The 22,112-nt window shown below is 72.9% G+C and carries 21 protein-coding genes and 2 riboswitches; of the genes, 11 read left to right on the forward strand and 10 right to left on the reverse strand.

The window, feature by feature from the left end:
* Nucleotides 1-4 precede the first annotated feature (4 nt).
* The 7 genes from EQG70_RS00240 to EQG70_RS00270 all read right to left on the reverse strand — a co-directional run bounded on the left by EQG70_RS00240 (nucleotide 5) and on the right by EQG70_RS00270 (nucleotide 8,439).
* Nucleotides 5-1,099 carry an SDR family oxidoreductase gene (locus EQG70_RS00240; RefSeq protein WP_109268879.1) on the reverse strand — a complete coding sequence of 365 codons (1,095 nt, stop codon included), beginning with the start codon at nucleotides 1,097-1,099 and terminating at the stop codon, nucleotides 5-7.
* Between the two features lie 91 nt (nucleotides 1,100-1,190).
* On the reverse strand, nucleotides 1,191-2,621 hold the full coding sequence (locus EQG70_RS00245) for an L-serine ammonia-lyase (protein ID WP_109268878.1): 1,431 nt from the start codon (nucleotides 2,619-2,621) through the stop codon (nucleotides 1,191-1,193).
* A gap of 173 nt (nucleotides 2,622-2,794) precedes the next feature.
* Nucleotides 2,795-3,172, reverse strand: coding sequence for a glycine cleavage system protein GcvH (gene gcvH, locus EQG70_RS00250; protein WP_035924297.1), 378 nt, complete (start codon nucleotides 3,170-3,172; stop codon nucleotides 2,795-2,797).
* Nucleotides 3,173-3,239: 67 nt separating this feature from the next.
* A complete protein-coding gene (gcvT, locus tag EQG70_RS00255; protein ID WP_095650015.1) occupies nucleotides 3,240-4,361 on the reverse strand; it encodes a glycine cleavage system aminomethyltransferase GcvT in 1,122 nt (373 codons plus the stop codon).
* Nucleotides 4,362-4,392: 31 nt separating this feature from the next.
* Complete coding sequence (gene gcvP / locus EQG70_RS00260; protein WP_017831733.1) at nucleotides 4,393-7,263, reverse strand: aminomethyl-transferring glycine dehydrogenase; 2,871 nt, start codon at nucleotides 7,261-7,263, stop codon at nucleotides 4,393-4,395.
* Nucleotides 7,264-7,313: 50 nt separating this feature from the next.
* Nucleotides 7,314-7,414: riboswitch (glycine riboswitch) on the reverse strand.
* Nucleotides 7,415-7,517: riboswitch (glycine riboswitch) on the reverse strand.
* 108 nt (nucleotides 7,518-7,625) lie between these two features.
* Nucleotides 7,626-7,862: a DUF6953 family protein gene (locus EQG70_RS00265; RefSeq protein ID WP_017831734.1), complete on the reverse strand. Its 237-nt coding sequence runs from the start codon at nucleotides 7,860-7,862 to the stop codon at nucleotides 7,626-7,628.
* A 49-nt stretch (nucleotides 7,863-7,911) separates the two neighbouring features.
* Nucleotides 7,912-8,439 carry a 2'-5' RNA ligase family protein gene (locus EQG70_RS00270; RefSeq protein WP_017831735.1) on the reverse strand — a complete coding sequence of 176 codons (528 nt, stop codon included), beginning with the start codon at nucleotides 8,437-8,439 and terminating at the stop codon, nucleotides 7,912-7,914.
* 119 nt (nucleotides 8,440-8,558) lie between these two features.
* On the opposite strand from EQG70_RS00270, the gene EQG70_RS00275 reads away from it, so the two are divergent.
* The 11 genes from EQG70_RS00275 to EQG70_RS00325 all read left to right on the forward strand — a co-directional run bounded on the left by EQG70_RS00275 (nucleotide 8,559) and on the right by EQG70_RS00325 (nucleotide 19,408).
* On the forward strand, nucleotides 8,559-9,668 hold the full coding sequence (locus tag EQG70_RS00275; protein WP_109221598.1) for an ABC transporter ATP-binding protein: 1,110 nt from the start codon (nucleotides 8,559-8,561) through the stop codon (nucleotides 9,666-9,668).
* Nucleotides 9,665-10,339, forward strand: a complete 675-nt coding sequence (locus EQG70_RS00280) for an ABC transporter permease (RefSeq protein WP_017831737.1) — start codon at nucleotides 9,665-9,667, stop codon at nucleotides 10,337-10,339. Before EQG70_RS00275 ends, EQG70_RS00280 begins: the two co-directional genes overlap by 4 nt.
* Nucleotides 10,336-11,007: an ABC transporter permease gene (locus EQG70_RS00285; RefSeq protein ID WP_095650011.1), complete on the forward strand. Its 672-nt coding sequence runs from the start codon at nucleotides 10,336-10,338 to the stop codon at nucleotides 11,005-11,007. The genes EQG70_RS00280 and EQG70_RS00285 overlap by 4 nt, the downstream gene beginning before the upstream one ends.
* A 74-nt stretch (nucleotides 11,008-11,081) precedes the next feature.
* Nucleotides 11,082-12,017 (forward strand): ABC transporter substrate-binding protein, encoded by a 936-nt coding sequence (locus tag EQG70_RS00290; protein WP_035924285.1) that lies wholly within the window; start codon nucleotides 11,082-11,084, stop codon nucleotides 12,015-12,017.
* Nucleotides 12,018-12,403: 386 nt separating this feature from the next.
* Nucleotides 12,404-14,359, forward strand: a complete 1,956-nt coding sequence (locus EQG70_RS00295; protein WP_031282128.1) for an amylosucrase — start codon at nucleotides 12,404-12,406, stop codon at nucleotides 14,357-14,359.
* Nucleotides 14,360-14,362: 3 nt separating this feature from the next.
* Entirely contained in the window at nucleotides 14,363-14,680 is a 318-nt protein-coding gene (locus tag EQG70_RS00300; protein WP_017831741.1) for a DMT family transporter, read from the forward strand.
* Nucleotides 14,670-15,056 (forward strand): DMT family transporter, encoded by a 387-nt coding sequence (locus tag EQG70_RS00305; protein ID WP_109268877.1) that lies wholly within the window; start codon nucleotides 14,670-14,672, stop codon nucleotides 15,054-15,056. Before EQG70_RS00300 ends, EQG70_RS00305 begins: the two co-directional genes overlap by 11 nt.
* Nucleotides 15,053-16,294, forward strand: a complete 1,242-nt coding sequence (locus tag EQG70_RS00310; RefSeq protein ID WP_109268876.1) for an MFS transporter — start codon at nucleotides 15,053-15,055, stop codon at nucleotides 16,292-16,294. The genes EQG70_RS00305 and EQG70_RS00310 overlap by 4 nt, the downstream gene beginning before the upstream one ends.
* 457 nt (nucleotides 16,295-16,751) lie before the next feature.
* Nucleotides 16,752-17,282, forward strand: coding sequence for an SRPBCC family protein (locus EQG70_RS00315; RefSeq protein WP_109268875.1), 531 nt, complete (start codon nucleotides 16,752-16,754; stop codon nucleotides 17,280-17,282).
* 117 nt (nucleotides 17,283-17,399) lie between these two features.
* Nucleotides 17,400-18,020, forward strand: a complete 621-nt coding sequence (locus EQG70_RS00320) for a superoxide dismutase (RefSeq protein ID WP_109268874.1) — start codon at nucleotides 17,400-17,402, stop codon at nucleotides 18,018-18,020.
* Between the two features lie 206 nt (nucleotides 18,021-18,226).
* A complete protein-coding gene (locus tag EQG70_RS00325; RefSeq protein ID WP_109268873.1) occupies nucleotides 18,227-19,408 on the forward strand; it encodes an NAD(P)-dependent malic enzyme in 1,182 nt (393 codons plus the stop codon).
* An 89-nt stretch (nucleotides 19,409-19,497) separates the two neighbouring features.
* Here EQG70_RS00325 and EQG70_RS00330 read toward each other — a convergent pair whose 3' ends face one another.
* The 3 genes from EQG70_RS00330 to EQG70_RS00340 are packed head-to-tail and all read right to left on the reverse strand — an operon-like array spanning nucleotide 19,498 to nucleotide 22,111.
* Nucleotides 19,498-19,974 (reverse strand): MaoC family dehydratase, encoded by a 477-nt coding sequence (locus tag EQG70_RS00330; RefSeq protein ID WP_017831747.1) that lies wholly within the window; start codon nucleotides 19,972-19,974, stop codon nucleotides 19,498-19,500.
* Between the two features lie 56 nt (nucleotides 19,975-20,030).
* Entirely contained in the window at nucleotides 20,031-21,221 is a 1,191-nt protein-coding gene (locus tag EQG70_RS00335; RefSeq protein WP_109268872.1) for an acyl-CoA dehydrogenase family protein, read from the reverse strand.
* Nucleotides 21,218-22,111: a 4-hydroxyphenyl-beta-ketoacyl-CoA hydrolase gene (locus EQG70_RS00340; protein WP_017831749.1), complete on the reverse strand. Its 894-nt coding sequence runs from the start codon at nucleotides 22,109-22,111 to the stop codon at nucleotides 21,218-21,220. The genes EQG70_RS00335 and EQG70_RS00340 overlap by 4 nt, the downstream gene beginning before the upstream one ends.
* Between the last annotated feature and the right edge of the window lies 1 nt (nucleotide 22,112).

Raw genomic sequence — 22,112 nt, forward strand, 5'->3', positions numbered from 1 at the left:
GGGGTCAGGGGATGATGTGCTCGGCCCGGCAGCGGTCGAAGAGGCCGGTGAAGCAGTCCCGGGTGCGGCGGTAGCCGGTGAACCCGGCCAGCCGGCTCTTGCTCATGTCGGCGACCACCTCGATGGGCCGGCCGAGGTCGGCGTCGGTGTGCCACCAGGAGGCCACGCGGGCGAGGTCGGGCTCCGCGAGCCCGTGCTGGGCGACGATCCGGGCCCAGACGTCCTCGGCGCCGCGCATCTGCTGCTCCAGCGGCCGCGGTGCGTCCTGGTAGCCCTCCCACTCAAGCCCGAACCAGGCGGCCAGCGCCGGCCACATCCGGCGCCAGCGGAAGACGTCGCCGTTGACCACGTTGTAGGCCTCGTTGCCGGCGGCCTCCTCGGTGGCGGCCCAGACCATGTGCTCGGCCAGCAGGGACCCGTCGGTCATGTCGGTCAGGCTGTTCCACTGGACCTCGGAGCCGGGGAACACGAACGGGCGGCCCGTCTCCCGGCAGATCGCCGCCTGCGCGGCCAGGGTCAGCCCCATGTTCATGGCGTTGCCCACCGCGTGGCCGATGACCGTGTGCGCCCGGTGCACGGACCAGCGGAAGCCCTGGCGGCCGGCGGCCGCCCAGAGCTCGTCCTCCTGGGCGTAGTAGAAGTTCTCCACCGGCAGGCGCGGCTCCTCCTCGAGGAAGGGGGTGTCGGGCATGTCCCCCTTGCCGTAGGCCTCGAAGGGGCCCAGGTAGTGCTTGAGCCCGGTCATCAGCGCCACGTGCTCCACCGGGGCGTGGGCCAGGGCGGCCAGGAGGTTGCGGACCATCCCGGCGTTGACCTCGATGTTCTCCTTCTCGGTGGCCTGGCGGGACCAGGCGGTGAAGAACACGTGCGTGGGCCGCTCCCCGGCCAGGGCCGCGGCCAGGCTCTCGGGGGAGCGGAGGTCGGCGCCGAGGTGCCGGGCCGAGCTGCCGGGGACGGGGTTGCGGGAGAGGGCGAGCACGTCCCAGTCCTCGGTGCGGGTCAGCTGCTCGACGATCGCCGAACCGGCGATGCCGCTGGCCCCCACCACCAGGGCGGTGGGGCGCTGCGGGGAACGGGTGTCCTGGGCGGGGGCTGTCACGGTGCGGTCTCGTCTCCTCGATGGGTGCCAACGCTGCTCGCCGGTCCGCACGGACAGGACCGTCCGGGCCGACGGGCTCAGCGTCTCACGGTCAGCACTCCACGACGTTCACGGCGAGTCCGCCCAGGGCGGTCTCCTTGTACTTGTGGCTCATGTCCCTGCCGGTCTCGCGCATGGTCACGATGACCTCGTCGAGGCTGACCCGGTGGGTGCCGTCGCCCCACATCGCCATCTTGGCGGCGTTGATCGCCTTGGCCGCGGCGATCGCGTTGCGCTCGATGCAGGGGATCTGCACCAGTCCGCCGATGGGGTCGCAGGTCAGCCCGAGGTTGTGCTCCATGGCGATCTCCGCGGCGTTCTCCACCTGGGCCGGGGTCCCGTCCAGGACCTCGGCGAGGCCGGCGGCGGCCATCGAGGAGGCGGAGCCGACCTCGCCCTGGCACCCCACCTCGGCCCCGGAGATCGAGGCCTGCTCCTTGTAGAGCACCCCGACCGCCCCGGCCGTGAGCAGGAAGCGGACCACGATGTCCCGCCGGGCGGCCGCGAGCGCCTCGGGGCCCTCCGCGGCGGCGGCGCGGGCGGCGGGGGAGTAGTGGGTGGCGTAGAACAGCACCGCCGGGATGATGCCGGCCGCCCCGTTGGTGGGGGCGGTGACCACGCGTCCGCCGGAGGCGTTCTCCTCGTTGACCGCCAGGGCCACGAGGTTCACCCACTCCGGCCAGAAGCCCGGGTCCCGGTCCGGGTCCTCGGTGCGCAGGCGCCGGTGCCACTCGGGGGCGCGGCGGGCCACGTTCAGCCCGCCCGGCAGCGGGCCGGTGCGCCGGAGGCTGGAGTCCTTGCACTCCTCCATCACGGTCCAGATGTGCAGCAGCTGCTGCCGGATCTCGTCCTCGTCGCGCCAGGTCCGCTCGTTGGCCAGCATCACCCCGCTGATCGGCAGGCCGGTGCGCTCGCAGTGGGCCAGCAGCTGTGCGGCGGTGCGGAAGGGGTGGGGCACCTGGGCGCTGGCGGCGTCCAGCTCGGCCGCGGCGGCGCCCTCCTGGCCCTCGCGGACGATGAAGCCGCCGCCCACGGAGAACCAGGTCTCGTCGGCCAGCACGGCGCCGGAGGCGTCCAGGGCCTGGAAGCGCATGCCGTTGGTGTGCCGCTCCAGGACGGTCAGCGGGTGCTGCACCATGTCCTCGACCCGGTAGGGGAGGTCCTTGCGCTGCCCGAGGGCCGCGCACAGCCGCAGCGTCCCGGTCTCGGCGAGGTCGGCGAGCCGCTCGTCCACCTCGGCGGGCAGCACGGTCTCGGGGTCGTAGCCCTCCAGGCCGAGCAGGATCGCGGTGAAGGTGCCGTGGCCCCGGCCGGTCGCGGCCAGCGACCCGTAGACGTCCACGCGCAGGTCCGCGGTGCGCTCCAGCAGCCCGTCCCCGGTCAGGGTCTCGGCGAAGCGCCGTGCGGCGCGCATGGGGCCGACGGTGTGGGAGCTCGAGGGGCCGATGCCCACGGTGAACAGTTCGAAGACGCTGATGGCCATGACGGTGATGCTCCAAAGGAGGTGGTGCCCCGGTGCGGGGCGGTGGTGGGTGGAACGGTCGTGGTGCGGGCCGGGACCCGGCCCGCACCACGGTCCTCGACGGTACCCGGGCGCGGCCGGTGCTCAGCCCTCGCCCAGGGTCCCGACGTCCTGCTGCGCTCGTGGGGGCGTGCTCAGGCCTGGTCCTCCTGGGCCTGCTCGTACTGCTCCGCGGTGAGCAGCTCGCCCTCGTCGGTGACCTCGACGGTGAACAGCCAGCCGTCCCCGTACGGGTCGGAGTTCACCAGCCCGGGCTCGTCGACGACGGCCGCGTTGACGTCCACCACCGTGCCGGAGACCGGGGCGAAGAGCTCGGAGACGGACTTGGTGGACTCCACCTCGCCGCAGACCTCGCCGGCGGTCACGGTGGAACCGGCCTCGGGCAGGTCGAGGTAGACGACGTCGCCGAGGGCGTCGACGGCGACCGCGGACAGGCCGACCTTCACGGGGGAGGACTCGTCCACCCACTCGTGCTCGGCGGAGTAGCGCAGGTGGGACGGGATGTTGCTCATGATCGAGAACCTTTCAGCAGGAGGGGAGGACGACTGGTGGTGGAACGGGCTGCCGGAGCCGGCCGGGTCACTGCCCGCGCCGGTAGAACGGCAGGGACACGACCTCGAACGGGACCGGCTTGCCGCGCAGGTCGACCTGCACCTCGGTGCCGGGCTCGGCGTGCGCGTTGTCGACGTAGGCCATGGCGATGGGGTAGCCCAGGGTCGGGCTGAGCGCCCCCGAGGTGACCTCGCCGACGACCTCGCCGTCCACGCTGATCGGGTAGTGGCCGCGGGCCGCGCGCCGGCCCTCGCCCCGCAGACCGACCAGCTTGCGGTCCGTCCCGGCGCCCCTGCGGGCCTCCAGGGCCGTGCGGCCCACGAAGTCCTCCTCCTTCTTGAAGGAGACGACCGGGCCGAGACCGGCCTCGTAGGGGGTGAGGTCCAGGGTGAGCTCCTGGCCGTAGAGCGGCATCCCGGCCTCCAGGCGCAGGGAGTCGCGGCAGGCGAGGCCGCAGGGGACGAGCCCGTGGCCCTGCCCGGCCTCCAGGAGCTTCCGCCACAGGGACACCGCCTGGGCGTCGGGCACGTAGAGCTCGAACCCGTCCTCCCCGGTGTAGCCGGTGCGGGCGAGCAGCACGTCGGTCCCGGCGACGGTGACCGGCGCGGCCGAGTAGTACTTCAGCTCGGCGACCAGCTCCTGCTGCTCGGCGGGGACGAGCTCCTGCAGGATCGCCTGCGCGGCGGGGCCCTGGACGGCGACCAGCGAGGTGTCGGCGGACTCGTCGGCCACGGTGACGTCGAAGCCGGCGGCCCGCTCCTGGAGGGCGGCGAGCACGGTCGGCGCGTTGCCGGCGTTGGGCACCACCAGGTACTCCTGCTCGGCCAGCCGATAGCTGATCAGGTCGTCGATGATCCCGCCCTCGGGGGTGCAGATGAGGGAGTACTTGGCCCGGCCCACGGCGATGGCGGCCAGGTTGCCCACCAGGGCCGTGTTCAGGAAGGCCGCCGCGTCCGGGCCGGTCACCCGGATCTCCCCCATGTGGGAGAGGTCGAACAGACCGGCGGCGGTGCGCACGGCGCGGTGCTCGGCCAGCTCGGAGCCGTACTTCAGGGGCATGTCCCAGCCGCCGAAGTCGGTGAAGGACGCCCCCAGCGCGGCGTGCTCGTCGTGCAGGGCGGTGTGGCGGGAGGTGGTGCTGACGCTCATGTCGTGCCTTTCGTGGCGGTGCGGTGCCGGATCAGTTCTCGAAGGCCTCGGGGGCCGGGCAGGAGCAGATCAGGTTGCGGTCCCCGGCGGCGCCGTCGATGCGGCCCACCGGCGGGAAGTACTTGTCCTGGCGCAGCTCCGGGACGGGGAAGGCGCCCTGCTCGCGGGGATAGCGGCGGTCCCAGTCGCTCGCGGCCACGACCTCGGCGGTGTGCGGGGCGTGGCGCAGGGGGCTGTCCTCGGCGCTGAGCTCACCGCGGGCGACCTGCTCGATCTCCTCGCGGATGGTGGTCATCGCGGTGATGAACCGGTCGATCTCGGCGAGGTCCTCGGACTCGGTCGGCTCGACCATCAGCGTCCCGGCCACCGGGAAGGAGAGGGTCGGGGCGTGGAACCCGAAGTCGATCAGCCGCTTGGCCACGTCCTCGGCGGTCACCTTGGTGCGGGCCGTGAGCGGTCGCAGGTCCAGGATGCACTCGTGGGCGACCAGCCCGTTGTTGCCGGTGTAGAGCACCGGGTAGTGCTCGTCGAGCGCGGCGGCGACGTAGTTCGCCGTCAGGAGCGCGGTCTGCGTGGCCCGGGTGAGGCCGTCGCCGCCCATCATCGCGATGTAGGCCCAGGAGATCGGCAGCACGCCGGCCGAGCCGAACATCGTGGCGGAGATCGGCGCGCCGGACTCCCCGTCCGCCTCGGCGCGGGTGGCGTCGCCGGGCAGGAAGGGGGCCAGGTGCGCGGCCACCGCCACGGGGCCCACGCCGGGCCCGCCGCCGCCGTGCGGGATGCAGAAGGTCTTGTGCAGGTTCAGGTGGGAGACGTCCCCGCCGAACTTCCCCGGCTGGGCCAGCCCGACCAGGGCGTTGAGGTTGGCCCCGTCGAGGTACACCTGCCCGCCGGCGGCGTGGACGGCGTCGCAGACCTGGCGCACGTCGGCGTCGTAGACCCCGTGGGTGGAGGGGTACGTGATCATGATGGCGGCCAGCTGGTCGCGGTGGGCCTCGATCTTCGCCTCGAGGTCGGCGTGGTCGATCGTGCCGTCGGTGGCCGTCTTCACCACGACGACCTTCATGCCGGCCAGGACCGCGGAGGCGGCATTGGTGCCGTGGGCCGAGGCGGGGATGAGGCACACGGTGCGCTGCTCCTCGCCGCGGGACCGGTGGTAGCCGCGGATGGCCAGCAGGCCCGCCAGCTCGCCCTGGGAACCGGCGTTGGGCTGGAGGGACACGGCCGCGTAGCCGGTGATCTCCTCCAGGCGGCCCTCCAGGTCGGCGATCAGCTCGCGCCAGCCGGTGGTCTGGTGGGCCGGGGCCAGCGGGTGGATCGAGGCGAACTCGGGCCAGCTCATGGCCGCCATCTCGGCGGTGGCGTTGAGCTTCATGGTGCAGGAGCCCAGCGGGATCATCGTCCGGTCCAGGGCCAGGTCCCGGTTCTCCAGGCGCCGCAGGTAGCGCAGCATCTGCGTCTCGGAGCGGTGGGTGGAGAACACCGGGTGGGTGAGGAACTCCGTGGTGCGCCGCAGCCCGGCGTCCAGCTCCGGGCCGCGCGGCCCGGCGGCGACCGCCGCGGCGGCGTCCGCCACGCCGAAGGCCTCGGCGACGAGCACGAGGTGCTGCTCCGTGGTCGCCTCGTCGCAGGAGATCCCCACGTGGTCGGCGTCGACGAGCCGCAGGTTCACGCCGCGGCCCTCGGCCGCGCGGACCACCTGCTCCGCCCGGCCGGGGACCCGCACGGTGAGGGTGTCGAAGAACTGCTCCGCGACGAGCTCGTGGCCGGCGCCCTGCAGCACGGTGGCCAGGGTGCGGGCGAGGCCGTGCACGCGCCGGGCGATGGCCTTCAGCCCCTCCGGGCCGTGGTAGACGGCGTACATGCCGGCCACGACGGCCAGCAGCGCCTGAGCGGTGCAGATGTTGGAGGTGGCCTTCTCCCGGCGGATGTGCTGCTCGCGCGTCTGTAGCGCCAGGCGGTAGGCGGCCCGTCCCGTGGCGTCCTTGGAGACGCCCACCAGGCGGCCGGGCAGGTTGCGCTCCAGGCCGGAGCGCACCGCCATGTAGGCGGCGTGCGGGCCGCCGAAGAACAGGGGGACCCCGAAGCGCTGGGAGGAGCCCACCGCGATGTCCGCGCCCTGCTCGCCGGGCGGGGTGATCAGGGTCAGGGCCAGCAGGTCGGCCGCGACCGTGACCATCGCCCCGCGCTCCTTGGCCTCGGCGATCACCGCGGCGTGGTCGACGACCCGCCCGGAGACCCCGGGCTGCTGCAGGACCACGCCGGTGATCTCGCCCTCGGGCAGGCCCGCCGTCAGATCGGCGACCTGCACGGCGAAGCCCAGCGCCTCGGCGCGGGCCAGCACCACGGCCAGGGTCTGCGGCAGGATGTCGGCGTCGACCACGATCGCGCCGTTGCCGCGGGCCTTGTTGGCCCGGCGCATCAGGAGCACGGCCTCGACCACCGCCGTGGCCTCGTCCAGCAGCGAGGCGTTGGCCACCGGCAGCCCCGTGAGGTCGGAGACCATGGTCTGGAAGTTCAGCAGCGCCTCGAGGCGGCCCTGGGAGATCTCGGGCTGGTAGGGGGTGTAGGCGGTGTACCAGCCCGGGGACTCCAGCACGTTGCGCAGGATCACCGGGGGCGTGTGGGTGTCGTAGTAGCCCTGCCCGATCATCTGCACGGCCGTGGTGTTGCGGTCCGCGAAGGCGCGCAGCTGCTCGAGCACCTCCTGCTCGCTGAGCGCCGCGGGCAGGTCCAGAGGGGTGTTCTGCCGGATGTCGGCGGGCACGGCGGCGTCCGCCAGGTCGTCGAGGCTGGTGCGGCCCACGCGGGCGAGCATGGTCCGGACGGCGTCGGAGCCGGCACCGATGTGCCGGTCGGCGAAGACGGTGGTCGGGGACGTGGTGGCGAGCTGGATCGTCATGAGGAACTCCCGGGTGCTGCACGCCAGGGCGGCGTGGATCGGTTCGAGTTCCTCCCCGCTCTGTCTGGGACCTGAGAGATTCCGCGGCCGTGGAGCCGCTTGCACCGTCGGTGAGTCCGGCGACGCGCGCCGGGCTGCTTTCCAGAGTTGCCGATCCGTGGTGGTACGGGGGCCTGAGAGTTTCCTGGGGAGGAATTGCTCCTACGGCGCCCGCCGGTCCGAGTGCACCGGCGGGACTCTCCCACCACAGCTCATGGGCGTCTTCTGCTCCTAGGATAGCCGGAGCCGGAAAGAGGTGTCCACCGTCACGCGGGGAGCCCCGGCCGTGCCGGGGGAGCCGCCCGGCGGATCGGCCCGGCGGCTCAGCTCTTGAGGGACCAGAAGCGGCGGTCGCGGTCCCACTGCACCGTGCCGCCGTGGGCCTTGCGGAACTCCGCGAGGACCTCCTTGCTGATCCCGGTGTGCCCGTTCTCCAGGGTCCGGACCCACTCGGGGCCGAAGGTCCCGGGGATGTCCTGGACGGCCTGGTCCTGGGACAGTCGTCCCTCGGTCCGGATGCGGTCGATCATCCAGGTGGCGATGTCCTGTGCGCTCGTCATGATCCGAGCCTACGCGGCTCCGCACCCGTCGCCGGCACGGGGCCGGACCTCAGGCCAGCTGCACCACGGTGCGGGCGTCCGCGTCCCAGCGGCGCAGCGCCACGGCGCGAAGCGGCTCGGGGTGCGGGGCCAGGACGTCGAGCGCGGCGGCCACCTGCTCCGGGCGCATCCGGCGCGCCAGGGTGATGTGCGGCGTCCAGGCCCCGGGGAAGGAGGTGCGCGCCTGCCCCGGGACCGAGCCCACGGCGTCGCAGACCCGCCGGTGCAGCTCGAGCAGCTCAGGGGTGGTCACGACCTGGCGGACCACCACGTAGCCGCCCCGGCCCGGACCGAACAGCAGCACGCCCGCGCTGGTCAGCGGCAGGTCCACGAACCCGGCGGCCGCGGCGACCCGCTCGTCGACCCCCGGCACGGTCTCCGGGGCCAGGGACGGGGCGGCCACCAGGGTGATGTGGGGGCGGTTGGACTCGGAGCGGTGCCGGCCGGAGCTGGGCAGTCCCGCCTCGGCCAGCCGGTCCCAGTCCGCGCGCACGGCCGCCTCGGCGTCCTCGCCGAGCAGCAGCTCCAGGCTGTGCACCGTCCACCTCCTCGCGCGTCGGCCGGCGGTCCCGCGGGATCCGGCTCCGGTGGACGCGAGTCTAGCGGGGCGTCCGCCGTGCTTGCCTATACTGGCCGGACGGCAACGGGAGGATCTCCATGACCGACATCGCGATCCGTTTCGAGGGCGCCGGCAAGACGTACCCGGACGGGACCACGGCCGTCGAGGCCCTCGACCTCGAGATCCCCCGCGGGTCCCTCACCGTGTTCGTGGGACCCTCCGGCTGCGGCAAGACCACCTCCCTGCGGATGATCAACCGCATGGTGGAGCCCACCTCCGGCTCCGTCACGGTCGAGGGCCGTGACGTCACGTCCGTGCCCGCCCACGAGCTGCGCCGCTCCATGGGCTACGTCATGCAGCAGTCGGGCCTCCTGCCGCACCGGACCGTGGTGGACAACATCGCGACCGTCCCGCGGCTCAACGGCGTGCCGAGGAAGCAGGCGCGGGAGCGGGCCCACGAGCTGCTGAGCACCGTGGGGCTCGCCGAGGCCCTGGGCTCCCGCTACCCCTCCCAGCTCTCGGGCGGTCAGCAGCAGCGCGTGGGCGTGGCCCGGGCGCTCGCCGCCGACCCGCCGGTCCTGCTCATGGACGAGCCGTTCTCCGCCGTGGACCCCGTGGTGCGCCAGGACCTGCAGCGCGAGCTGCTGGACCTCCAGCGCCGGCTGCACCGCACCATCGTGTTCGTCACCCACGACATCGACGAGGCGATCCTGCTCGGCAACCGGGTGGCCGTCTTCGCCACCGGCGGGCGGCTGGCGCAGTACGCCACCCCGGAGGAGCTGCTGCGCGCGCCCGCCGACGACTTCGTGGCGGACTTCGTGGGCCGGGACCGCGGCTTCCGCTCCCTGACCTTCGACTCGGCCCACGACATCCCCGTGCACCCGGTGGCCACCGTGCGCCCGGACGGCACCCAGGGCGTGGCCGGCACCGGGGACGGGCCCGTCCCCGACGGGTGGACGCTGCGGGTCGACGACGACGGCGCCCCCCGCGGCTGGGTGCGGCCCGGCGCGGAGGACGACCCCGTGGTCGGCGGCACCCTGCACCGGCCCGGCAGCTCCCTGCGCAGCGCCCTGGACGCGGCCCTGTCCTCGCCGTCGGGCCTCGCCGTGGTCGTCGACGACGACGGCCGGGCGGTCGGGATCATGCAGCCGGGGGAGATCATCGCGGCCATCGAGGACGCGCGGCTCGGCGGGCGGACGCCCCGATGAACTGGACGAGCCGGAACTGGCCCTACGTCCTGGAGCTCACGGGCACGCACCTCGTCCAGTCGGTGCTGCCCCTGCTGCTCGGCGCCCTCGTCGCCGTCCCGGTGGCGCGGCTCGCCGCCCGCAACCGCACGCTGCGCCCGGTGCTCGTCACGGGCTCCTCCCTGCTCTACACCATCCCCTCCCTGACCCTGTTCGTGGTGCTGCCCCTGCTCCTCGGCACGCAGATCACCTCGGTGGTGAACGTGGTCGTGGCGCTGACCGTCTACGTCGTGGCCATCCTGGTGCGCTCCTCCGTGGACGCCTTCGAGTCCGTGGACCGCGACATCCTGCAGGCCTCCACCGCGATGGGCTACCGCCCGCTGCGGCGCTTCTTCGCGGTCGAGCTGCCGCTCGCGGTGCCCGTGCTGGTCGCCGGGCTGCGGGTCGCCTCCGTCAGCAACATCTCCATGGTCAGCGTGGGCGCCGTGATCGGCGTGCAGTCCCTCGGCACCCTGTTCACCGACGGGCTGCGCCGGTCCATCCTCGAGGAGATCGCGGTGGGCATCGTCCTGACCGTGGTCCTGGCGGTGCTCATGGACCTCGTGCTGCGGGGGGCCGGCCGCGCCCTGACGCGCTGGCAGCGGGCGGGCACGGCCCCGGTCCCGCGCGTGCGCAGAGGAGCGGTCGCGTGAGCCTCGCCGGCGGCGCCCTGGAGTGGCTGACCGATCCCGAGAACTGGTCCGGGCCCGGCGGCATCCCCGCCCGGCTGCTGGAGCACCTGACGTACAGCGGCGTGACGATGGCCGTGGCCCTGGCCGTGGCGGTCCCCCTGGGCCTGTGGGTGGGGCACACGGGGCGCGGCTCCGGCGTCGTCGTCGGCCTGGCCGGGGCGCTGCGCGCCCTGCCCACGCTGGGCCTGCTCACCCTCTTCACCCTGCTGCTCGGGCTCGGACTGGTGCCGCCGATCATCGCGCTCGTCCTGCTCGCGATCCCCCCGATCCTGTCGGGGGCCTACGCGGGGGTCGCGAACGTGTCCCCGGCCCTCAAGGACGCCGGGGCGGCGATGGGGATGACCGGGAGCCAGGTGCTGACCCGCGTGGAGGTGCCCAACGCCCTGCCCGTGATCCTGGGCGGGGTCCGCAACGCCGCCCTGCAGGTCGTGGCGACCGTGACCGTGGTCGCCTACATCAACCTCGGCGGCCTCGGCCGCTACCTCATCGACGGCCTCGCCGTGCGCGACTACGACCGGATGCTCGGCTCCGTGGTGCTCGTGGCGGTCCTCGCGCTCGTCGTGGACGCCGTCCTGGCCCTGGCCCAGCGGCTGTCCACCTCGCCGGGGCTGCGCCTCGCCGCTCCCTGACCCACCGCTGCCCCTGACCCCCGTCCTCCCGAGCCCCACCGTCCTCCGTGCCACCGACCGACAGGAGAACCACCATGACCACCGCTCCCGCGCTCCGCCGCCGCGCCGCCGCGCCCGCCCTGGGCGCCGCCCTGCTGCTGGGCCTGACCGCCTGCGGCGGCGGCGACCCCCTCGCCGAGGAGGACGGGTCCGCGACCACGTCCTCGGAGACCGTGACCGTGGGCTCCGCCGACTTCCCGGAGAGCCAGATCGTGGCCGAGCTCTACGCCGGGGCGCTGAAGTCCGCCGGGGTCGAGACGGAGACGTCCCTGGGCATCGGCGCCCGCGAGGCCTACGTGGGGGCCGTGCAGGACGGGTCCGTGGACGTGGTCCCGGACTACTCCGGCAACCTGCTGCTCTTCGCGGACCCCGAGGCCACGGCGAGCTCGGCCGACGAGATCATGGCGGCCCTGCCGGACGCGCTGCCCGAGGGCCTGACCGTGCTCGAGGCCTCCGAGGCGGAGAACAAGGACGCCATGGTGGTCACCTCCGGGACCGCGGAGCAGTACGGGCTCACGAGCATCGCGGACCTGGCGGAGGTGTGCGGGGAGCTCGTGATCGCGGGTCCGCCCGAGTTCGCCGAGCGCGCCTACGGCCTCGACGGCCTGGAGCAGAAGTACGGCTGCGTGCCGGAGTCCTTCGAGCCGATCAACGACGGCGGCGGCCCGCTCACCGTCCAGGCCCTCCTCGACGGGGACGTGGACGTCGCCGACATCTTCACGACCACCCCGGCGATCGCCGACAACGACCTCGTGGTGCTGGAGGACCCGGAGAACAACTTCATCGCCCAGCAGGTCCTGCCGCTGGCCGCGGCGGACCGGCTGCCCCAGGAGGCGGTGGACGCGCTGAACGAGCTCTCCGGCAAGCTCACCACGGAGGCCCTCATCGATCTGAACCGCCAGGTCAGCGGCGAGGACCAGGTCAGCCCGGCCGACGCCGCGCAGGAGTGGCTGTCCGCCAACGGGTACTGAGCCCGCGCACGGCACCGGAACGGGCGCCGCGTCCCGGGGTCCGCGATCCCGGGGCGCGGCGTCCGCCCTGCACAGGGTTCTCCACACGCACGGCGTCGTCTCCAGGGGTCCTCCGCGCCCGCCGGGGCGCTCCCGGAGGGAGCCGGCGGGCCTTTCCCCACAGTGTCCCCAGGACTCGTCCACACCTGTGGACAACTCTGTGCACAGGCATGTGGAGGAAGCCCCGGGTCATCCGCTGAAAAGCTGGGAGCGCATCAGTATGCTGAGGGGCGGACCGCTCCCACCCACCGGTGGCAGCTGGTCCTCGACCATCCGAGGGCTCGTCGTCAAGGAGGATCTCGAGTTCGGAGACTGCCCGCCCCGGGGCGGACGACCGAAGGAGCAGTGTGCCGAACACCAGTACGCCCGGTATCCCGGGCCTGTCGCCGGAGAACCAGGCGCGCGTGATCACCGCGTGCGTCCGCCAGCGGGTGCAGGAGGGCCGCCCGGCGGACCTGCCGGGCACGGGGTGGACGGACTTCGACCGCAGGTTCGACGAGCACTTCCCCCGGCTGACGCTGCTCTTCGCCGAGATCTACGGCCACCGCGAGGACTTCCTCGAACAGCTCAGCGAGCTCGGGCTGCAGCTGGCGCGCTCCTGGGCCGAGCGCCCCGACGACCTCAAGGACCTGGACGCCCGGCGCGAGCAGGACCCCGCGTGGTTCGGCGCGCGGCAGATGCTCGGCGGGGTCTGCTACGTGGACCGGTACGCGGGGAACCTGCGGGGCATCCGGGAGCAGATCCCCTACTTCCGGGAACTGGGCCTGACCTACCTCCACCTCATGCCCCTGTTCGAGGCGCCGGAGGGCAACTCGGACGGCGGCTACGCGGTGTCCTCGTACCGCCGCGTGGAGCCGAGGCTGGGGACCATGGAGGAGCTCGCCGAGCTGAGCCGCGAGCTGCGCCGGAACGGGATCAGCCTGGTCCTCGACTTCGTCTTCAACCACACCTCCAACGAGCACGAGTGGGCGCGCCGGGCCGCCGCGGGGGAGCGGGAGTACGAGGACTACTACTGGATCTTCCCGGACCGCACGGTCCCGGAGCAGTTCGAGCGCACCACGCGGGAGATCTTCCCGGACGACCACCCCGGCTCCTTCACGCGGATCGGCGCCGGCGAGGAGGACCCCCGGTGGGTGTGGAGCACCTTCTACTCCTTCCAGTGGGACCTCAACTACACCAATCCCGCCGTCTTCCGGGCGATGGCCGCGGAGCTGCTGTTCCTGGCCGCCCAGGGCGTCGAGGTGCTGCGCATGGACGCCGTCGCGTTCATCTGGAAGCAGCTGGGCACCGCCTGCGAGTCGCTGCCCCAGGCCCACGTGCTGCTGCGCGCGTACAACGCGCTGTGCCGGATCGCCGCGCCGGCCGTGCTGTTCAAGTCCGAGGCGATCGTCCACCCGGACGAGGTCGCCCGGTACATCGAGCCCGGACAGTGCCAGCTGTCCTACAACCCGCTCCAGATGGCCCTGACCTGGGAGGCGATGGCCACCCGGGAGCCGAAGCTGCTCGCGCAGGCCCTCGAGGAGCGCCACGCCCTCCCGCCCGGCACGGCGTGGGTGGACTACGTGCGCGGCCACGACGACATCGGCTGGACGTTCTCGGACGAGGACGCCGCCCGGCTGGGCGTGCAGGGCCACGACCACCGCCGCTTCCTCAACGCCTTCTACACCGGGCGCCACCCCGGCAGCTTCGCGGACGGCGTCCCGTTCCAGGAGAACCCCCGCACGGGGGACTGCCGCGTGTGCGGGACCACGGCGTCCCTGCTGGGCCTCGCCGAGGACCCGGCGTCCGCGGTGGACCGGGTCCTGCTCGCGCACTCCGTGGCGATGAGCACCGGCGGCATCCCCCTGCTGTACCTGGGCGACGAGGTCGGCCAGCTCAACGACCCCGCCTGGAACGAGGACCCAGCCCACGCCGGCGACGCCCGGTGGGTGCACCGGCCGCCGCGGCCCGTCCAGGACTACGAGCGCCGCCACGAGCTGTTCTCCGTGCAGGGCCGGATCTTCGGGGGCATCCGGAGGATGGTCGAGCTGCGCCGGAACTCCCCGGAGTTCGACGGCAACACGCTCCTCCCGTTCGACGCGCGCAACCCCCACGTGCTGGGCTACCAGCGCCCGGGCGGCAACACGGTGGTGCTGTGCCTGGCGAACTTCTCCGACTGGTCCCAGTTCGTCACGGGGGAGACCCTCTCGGGGTTCCTGCCCCAGGCCGTCGAGCTGCACGGCAACACCGAGCTCGACCTGCGCCACGGTCTGCTGCTCGACGCCCACGGGTTCCTCTGGATCCGCGTGCTCCCGAAGCGCTGACCCGTGGGTGCGTGGACGGTGCTGGTGCTCTCGGGCGTCCTCGAGGCGGTGTGGGCGTCCGCGCTCGCGGCCTCGGACGGGCTCCGCCGTCCCGTGCCGGCCGTGGTGTTCGCGGTGACGGCCGCCGTGAGCCTGGCCGGACTGTCCTACGCCATGACGGCCCTCCCCACGGGCACGGCGTACGCCGTCTGGGTGGGCATCGGCGCGGCCCTGACCGTGGCCTGGTCCATGCTGACGGGCCGCGAGTCCGCCACGCCCCTCAGGATCCTGCTGGTGCTCGGCCTCGTCGGCTGTGTGATCGGACTCAAGGTTGTCGGCTGAGGCCGGCGCGGCGCGGGCCGCGCGGGACCGGCGCGCCCGTGCCTGGGCGCTGCTGGTGCTCAGCGGGATCCTGGAGGCGGTCTGGGCCACCGCCCTGGGCGCGTCCGAGGGCTTCTCGCGGCCGGGCCCCGGTCTGCTCTTCGCCGTGACCCTGGTGCTGAGCATGCTCACCCTGGCACGCGCCGCCCGGGTGGTGCCGATGGGCACCGCCTACGCCGTGTGGACGGGCATCGGCGCCGTGCTCACGGTCGCGTGGGCGGCCGGCACGGGGCAGGAGCAGATCTCGTGGGCGAAGGCCCTCTTCCTGGCGGGGATCGTGGCGTGCGTCGTGGGCCTGCACGCCGCCGACCGGCCGACCCCGGGGAAGGACCGGTGACCCGGGACCGCAGGCCGGGCGCGCACCTCATGCTGGTGCTCACCGCCACGATGGCCGTGGGCCCGCTGCTGACCCACAGCCTCTCGGCGATGAGCCCCCTGGTGATCGCGGACCTGGAGCTCACGGAGGCGCAGTTCGGGCTGCTCGCCACCACCACCTTCTTCGTCGCGGCCGTCACCGCGGTGCGCACGGGCCGCTGGGCGGACCGGCTGGCCGCCCGCACCCTGCTGGTCGTGATGTTCGGCGGCGCCGCGCTCGCGATGCTCCTGACCGCCGCCGCGCCGGGCTACGCGGTCCTGCTCGCGGCCATGGTGCTCTCGGGGCTCGGGCAGGTCATGGCCAACCCCGCGACCAACCGGCTCATCCGCCTGCACGTGCCCGCCGGGCGGCGCGCGAGCTGGCTCGGGATCAAGCAGGCCGGCGTGCAGGCCTCGCAGCTCGTGGCGGGCCTGACCTTCCCCGCGCTGGGCCTGCTGCTCGGCTGGCGCACCGCGGTCCTGGTGGCCGTGGGCGCGGTGCTGCTCCTGCTCGTGCACGGCTGGTGGACGGTCCCGGACAACCACCCCGGCACCCCGGTGGCCCGCCCGTCCCGGACGACGTCCCCGTCCGGGACGACGACGCCGTTCCGGTCCCGGGCGGCGGGCGCCGCCGCGCGGCCGCCGATGCCCGGTGCCGTCCGGGCGTACGCCGCGGCCGCGGCACTGACCGGGCTGGGGGCGCAGGCCGCCAACGTCTACCTGCCGCTCTACGCCCACCGGGAGCTGGGCCTCGACGTCGTCGCCGCCGGGGCCACCGTGTCCGTCTCCGCGCTCGTGGGCATCGCCTCCCGGGTGCTGTGGGCGCGCGTGATGGACCGGCCGGGCGCGGACGGCTTCGTGCTGCTGGCCGGCATGGCCCTGGGGGCGGCCGCGAGCGCCGTGCTGCTGGTCCTGGCGCCCCTGCACCCCGGCCTCGCGTGGGCGGTGTGGCCGGCGGCCGTCCTGCACGGGGGTGCGGCACTCGCGGTGAGCGTGGTGGTGATGTCCGCGGCGATGCGCGCCGTGCCCGCCGACCGGGTGGGTGCGTCCACCGGCGTGGTGACCATGGGCCTGTACGCGGGGTTCTGCGCCGGTCCGCTCGTCCTCGGCGGACTGCTCCAGCTCACGGGGTCCTTCGCGGTGGGCTGGGGCGTGGTGCTCGTCTGCTACCTGGCCTGCGCGGCGCTCGCCGTCCTCGTGCGCTCCCGCGCACACCGCTAGGACGCCGCCGTCCGGAGTGCTCCCGGCCGCTGCCGCCTCCCGTTCGGCGGGGTCCCCGCCCGCCCGCCGACCGGTGCTGTCCCCCGTTCAGGGGGACCGGCCGACCTCTGTGCGACGCTCCGTGACGTCCTGGCACGGTCTTCTCAACAGCTTCTCCACAGGTGTTGTCCACAGCGTGGATAACTTCCACCGGTGGAATTACGGGACTCCCTGTCCCGCCGACCCCGCGCTGACCTGCATCGGCGCCGCCGGCCGGGGATCGGTGGCGCCGGTGCTCGCTCTGTGCACGCGTTCCTCCACACCTGTGGACAACTTTCTCCACCCCCTGTGCACCCGGACGGGCGGGCCCCCCGACGGCCGATCACTAGAGTAGTTGTGTGCACATGCGAATTGCTCCCGTCCGTGCACTGCGCGTGCCTGCCCGGGGCGCGGATCCGACCGGGGAGCGGAGGACACGATGCTGAAGGGCGCCACGACGTTCCGGCTGGTGGACACGGCCGTGGTCGCGGCCGACCCGGCCCTGGTGGAGCGCTTCCTGCTCGACCCCGGCTGCCTGCGCCGCTGGAACCCCATCCCGGAGCGGAACTACCAGGTCAGCACGGCCGTGCTGCAGCTCGGCACGTCGATCGAGTCCACGGTCCGCGTGGGCCCCCTCCGCTTCTCCTTCGTGAACATCGTCTCCGACCACGTCCCGGGCCGGCGCCTGAGGATGCGCACCACCAAGGGCGTGGTGGATCTGCTGGTGACCATCACCTGGGAACCGGTGGAGGGGGGCACCCGGATCGAGAAGGCCGTGGACGGGCGGTTCACGGAGTCCAAGGCCTGGCTGTGGCGCCTGCTCGAACCGGCCGCCCGCCGGAGCGCCCGGAACGCCCTCGAGACGCTCGGGCGGATGATCGAGACGGGGGACTACGAGTTCACGGTCCCGTCCCAGCTGACCCCCCACCCGCCCCGCTGCCCGCTCGAGAGCCCGCCCGACTTCTTCTGAGCCCCCGGCGGAGGCTGCCCGGGGGCGCGCCGTACGCTGGTGGCGGAACCTCCTTGACCCCTGCTCGCGCGCGGGACGAGGGTGGAACCACACGACAGCACTCGAAAGGACTCTCCTATGGCCGAGAAGTACACCCTTCCCGATCTCCCCTACGACTACGCGGCGCTCGAGCCCCACATCTCCGCGAAGATCATGGAGCTGCACCACGACAAGCACCACGCCACCTACGTGGCCGGTGCCAACACCGCCCTGGAGAAGATGGCGGAGGCCCGCGCGAACGGTGACGGCGCCGCCGCGGCCAAGCTGTCCAAGGACCTGCAGTTCAACCTCGGTGGCCACGTGAACCACTCGGTGTTCTGGCAGAACCTCTCCCCCGAGGGCGGCGACAAGCCGACCGGTGAGCTCGCCGCGGCGATCGAGGACCACTTCGGGTCCTTCGACGCCTTCCGCGACCACTTCACCGCCGCGGCCACCACGATCCAGGGCTCCGGCTGGGCGATCCTCGCCCTTGAGCCCGTCGGCGGCAACCTGGTCATCGAGCAGATGTACGACCAGCAGAACGGCGTGCCCGTCGCCACGATCCCGCTGCTCCAGCTGGACATGTGGGAGCACGCGTTCTACCTCGACTACCAGAACGTCAAGGCGGACTACGTCAAGGCCTTCTGGAACATCGTGAACTGGGCGGACGTCCAGGAGCGCTTCGAGAAGGCGCTCACCGGGGGCCGGTCCATCATCTGATCCCCGGTCCGCACCGTCGGGCGCCGCGCGCGCCCGACCCCGCGAGCAGAGCCCCCGGACCACGCGGTCCGGGGGCTCTGTGCCGCCCGGGGCGGAAGCACCGCGGAGGTCCCGGAGCGTCACACGGGCGGGGGAGGGGTCCCGGCGGTGGGGCACAATGGCGGGGACCCTGTTCGCACTCAACGACGAGAGCACGAGGACCCCGCATGAGCGACGAGAATCAGCAGTCCGGCCCGATCACGTCCGAGGAGATCTTCCGCTCCCACGAGGGCGGCAAGCTCGCCGTGGTCTCGAAGTCCCCCCTGGCCACCCGCCGCGACCTGTCCATCGCCTACACCCCCGGGGTGGCCGAGGTGAGCCGGGCGGTGGCCGCCGACCCGGCAATGGCCAGGACGCACACCTGGGCCGGGCGGCTCGTGGCGGTCGTCTCCGACGGCTCCGCCGTGCTGGGCCTGGGCGACATCGGCCCGGCCGCGTCCCTGCCGGTGATGGAGGGCAAGGCCGCCCTGTTCAAGACCTTCGCGGACCTGGACTCGATCCCGATCGTGCTCGACACCCAGGACGTCGAGGAGATCGTGCGCACCGTCAAGCTGCTGCGCCCGTCCTTCGGCGCGGTGAACCTCGAGGACATCTCGGCCCCGCGCTGCTTCGAGATCGAGGCCCGCCTCATCGAGGAGCTCGACATCCCGGTGATGCACGACGACCAGCACGGCACCGCCGTCGTCGTCCTGGCCGCCCTGCTCAACGCCGCGACCCTGGTGGGCAAGGACCTGGAGGGCTTGAAGGTCGTGATCGCCGGCGCCGGAGCGGCCGGGATCGCGATCACCGAGATCCTGCTGGCCCAGGGCATCGACGATGTGGTGCTGATGGACTCCCGGGGCATCATCTCGAGGGAGCGCGACGACCTCAACGCGATCAAGGCCGGCTGTGCGGCGCGCACCAATCCGCGCGGGCTGATCGGCGGACCCAAGGACGCCCTCGAGGGCGCCGACGTGTTCGTGGGCGTCTCGGGCGGGACGGTCCCCGAGGAGTACCTCACCGAACTCGCCGAGGACGCGATCGTGTTCGCCCTGGCCAACCCGGACCCGGAGATCATGCCCGAGGTCGCCGCGAAGTACGCCTCCGTGGTCGCCACCGGCCGGTCGGACTTCCCGAACCAGATCAACAACGTGCTGGCCTTCCCCGGCATCTTCCGCGGCGCCCTGGACGCCGGGGCGGCCCGGATCACCCCGGTCATGAAGCTCGAGGCCGCCCGGGCGATCGCGGCGATCGCCGCCGCCGACGGTCTGACCGCGGACCACATCGTGCCCTCCGCCCTGGATCCCCGGGTCGCCCCGGCCGTGGCGGAGGCCGTGGCGGCCTGCGCGCGGGCCGAGGCGACCGTCTGACCCGCTCCGCACCCGCTGACCCGCGGCGGCCCGGGCGACCACGGAAGAACGTGGTCACCCGGGCCGCCGCGGGTCAGGAGGCAGCGCGTTCAGGCGTAGAAGCGGTTGAGGAAGGTGGCGACCACGGCGGGCCGCTCCTCGCCCTCGATCTCGATCGTGCCGTCGGCCACCAGGTGCAGGCCGTTGCCCTTGACCTCCTGGACGTCGGTGATGGTCACGGTCATGCGGATCCGCGAGCCCACCTTGACGGGAGAGGTGAAGCGGACCTTGTCCAGGCCGTAGTTGACCTTGGTCTTCACGCCGGTGACGTCGAAGAGCTCGGACCACATCGGGATGAGCAGGGACAGGGTCAGGAAGCCGTGGGCGATCGGGGCGCCGAACGGGCCCTCGGCGGCACGCTCGGGGTCCACGTGGATCCACTGGTGGTCGTCGGTGGCGTCGGCGAACGTGTTCACCTGCTCCTGGGTGATCTCCCGCCAGGCGGAGTGCCCGAGGCTCTTGCCGACGAGGTTCTTCACCTCGTCGAAGGCGACGACGGTCTGGGGCTGGGTCTGTGCTTCGGTCATGGCGTGTCCTTACGTGGTGGCGTCGGTGGTGGATCGGGTGGTGTCGGGCGGGCGGCTCAGACGAACGCGCTCCGGCCGGTGATCGACCGGCCGACCACGAGCGCGTTGATCTCGTGGGTGCCCTCGTAGGAGTAGACGGCCTCGGCGTCGGCGTGGAAGCGGGCGACGTCGTGGGCCAGGGTGATGCCGTTGCCGCCGACCAGTTCGCGGGCCAGCGCCACGGTCTCGCGCATGTGCAGGCTGATCCACATCTTCGCCAGGGCGGAGTCCTCGTCCCGGTAGACGCCGCCCTCCTGCCGCTCGGCGAGGCCGGCGACCATGGTCAAGGACGCGGTGACGTTGCCGAGCATCCGCGCCAGCTTCTCCTGGACGAGCTGGAAGCCGCCGATCGGGCGGCCGAACTGCTCGCGCTCCCGCACGTAGCGCAGCGCGGCCTCGTAGGCGCCGGCCTGGATGCCGGTGGCGATCCAGGCGACGTCGGAGCGCATGGCGCGCAGCATCGCGGCGACGTCCTTGAACGAGTTCACGTTCCCCAGCCGTTGTGCCTCCGGCACCCGTGCCCCGTCGAGGTGGATGTCGGCGTTCTGCATCATCCGCAGGGACGTCTTGCCGTGGATCTTCTCCAGCCGCACGCCCGGGGCCTGCCGGTCCACGAGGAAGCCCTTGACCTGCCCGTCGGCCTCGTCGCGGGCGAAGACGGCGAGGAGGTCGGCGGTGAAGGCGCCGCCGATCCAGCGCTTGGTGCCGGTCAGCACCCACTCGTCGCCCTCGCGCCGGGCCGTGGTGGCCAGACCGCCGGCGATGTCGGAGCCGTGCTCGGGCTCGGTCAGGCAGAACACTCCCGTCATCTCGAAGGACGTGATCTTCGGGTCCCACGCGGCGAACTGCTCCGGCGTGCCGCCCACGCGGCAGGCCGTGCGGAACAGCCCGGCCTGGGCGGTGTAGAACGTGGCGACCGAGGCGTCGGTGCGGGCCAGCTCGAAGATCCGGAACCCGTGGTACAGGGACCGGGGCTGCCCGCCGTCGGCCGTGAGCTCGGGCGGGGTCATGAGGTCGAGGGCGTGCAGGGAGGGGGCGACCTGGTAGGGGAACTCCCCGGCCTCCCAGTACTCGGCCAGCAGCGGGCGCACCTCGTCCTCGAGCACCCGGCGCAGCCGGCGCAGGGGGGCCTTCTCGGCCTCGGTCAGTCTCTCCGCGATCCCGTACGGGTCGCAGTCGGGGTAGAGGCGCCCGGCGTCCGTGCTCATGCCCGCGCCCCGTCGAGACCGAGCAGGCGCACGGCGTTGTCCTTGAGGATCTTGGGTCGGACCTCGTCCGTGAAGGACTGTTCCTCGAAGGCGCTCAGCCACTTCTGCGGGGTGATCAGCGGGTAGTCGGTGCCGAAGAGGACCTTGTCCTGGAGCATCCGGTTGGAGGCCTTCACCAGGGACTCGGGGAAGTACTTGGGGGACCAGCCGGAGAGGTCGATCCACACGTTGGCCTTGTGGGTGGCGATGGAGTTGGCCTCCTCCTGCCAGGGCACCGAGGGGTGGGCCATGATGACCTGGAGCTCGGGGAAGTCCGCGGCCACCGCGTCCAGCAGCAGCGGGTTGGAGTAGCCCAGCTTGATCCCGCCCCCGCCGGGCAGCCCGGCGCCCATGCCGTTCTGCCCGGTGTGGAACAGGGCGGGGACGCGCAGGTCCTGGATCGCCGCGTAGAGCGGGTAGAACCGCTCGTCCGAGGGGTCGAAGCCCTGCAGGGAGGGGTGGAACTTGAAGCCCTTGACGCCGTGCTCCTCGACGAGCATCTTCGCCCGCTCCACCGCGGCGGAGCCCTGGAGCGGGTCCACGGAGCCGAAGGGGATCAGCACGTCGTTGTTGCGGGCCGCGCCGGCGGCGATCTCCTCGATGGAGTTCGGCTCGTGGCCCAGGGCGGTGGTCGCGTCGACGGTGAAGACGACGGCGGCCATCCGCCACTCGCGGTAGCGCTCGGCGATGGTGTCCAGGGACGGGGACCGGTCCTCGGCCTTGAAGTACTTGGCCGAGGCCTCGGTCAGGGCCGCGGGCAGGGACGGGTGTCCGTGGTCGGAGCACTCGATGTGCACGTGCATGTCGATCGCGTTCAGCGACGCGAGGTCGAGACCGTACTCGTAGCGCATG

Source organism: Kocuria rosea, from assembly GCF_006094695.1.
Lineage (GTDB): Bacteria > Actinomycetota > Actinomycetes > Actinomycetales > Micrococcaceae > Kocuria > Kocuria rosea.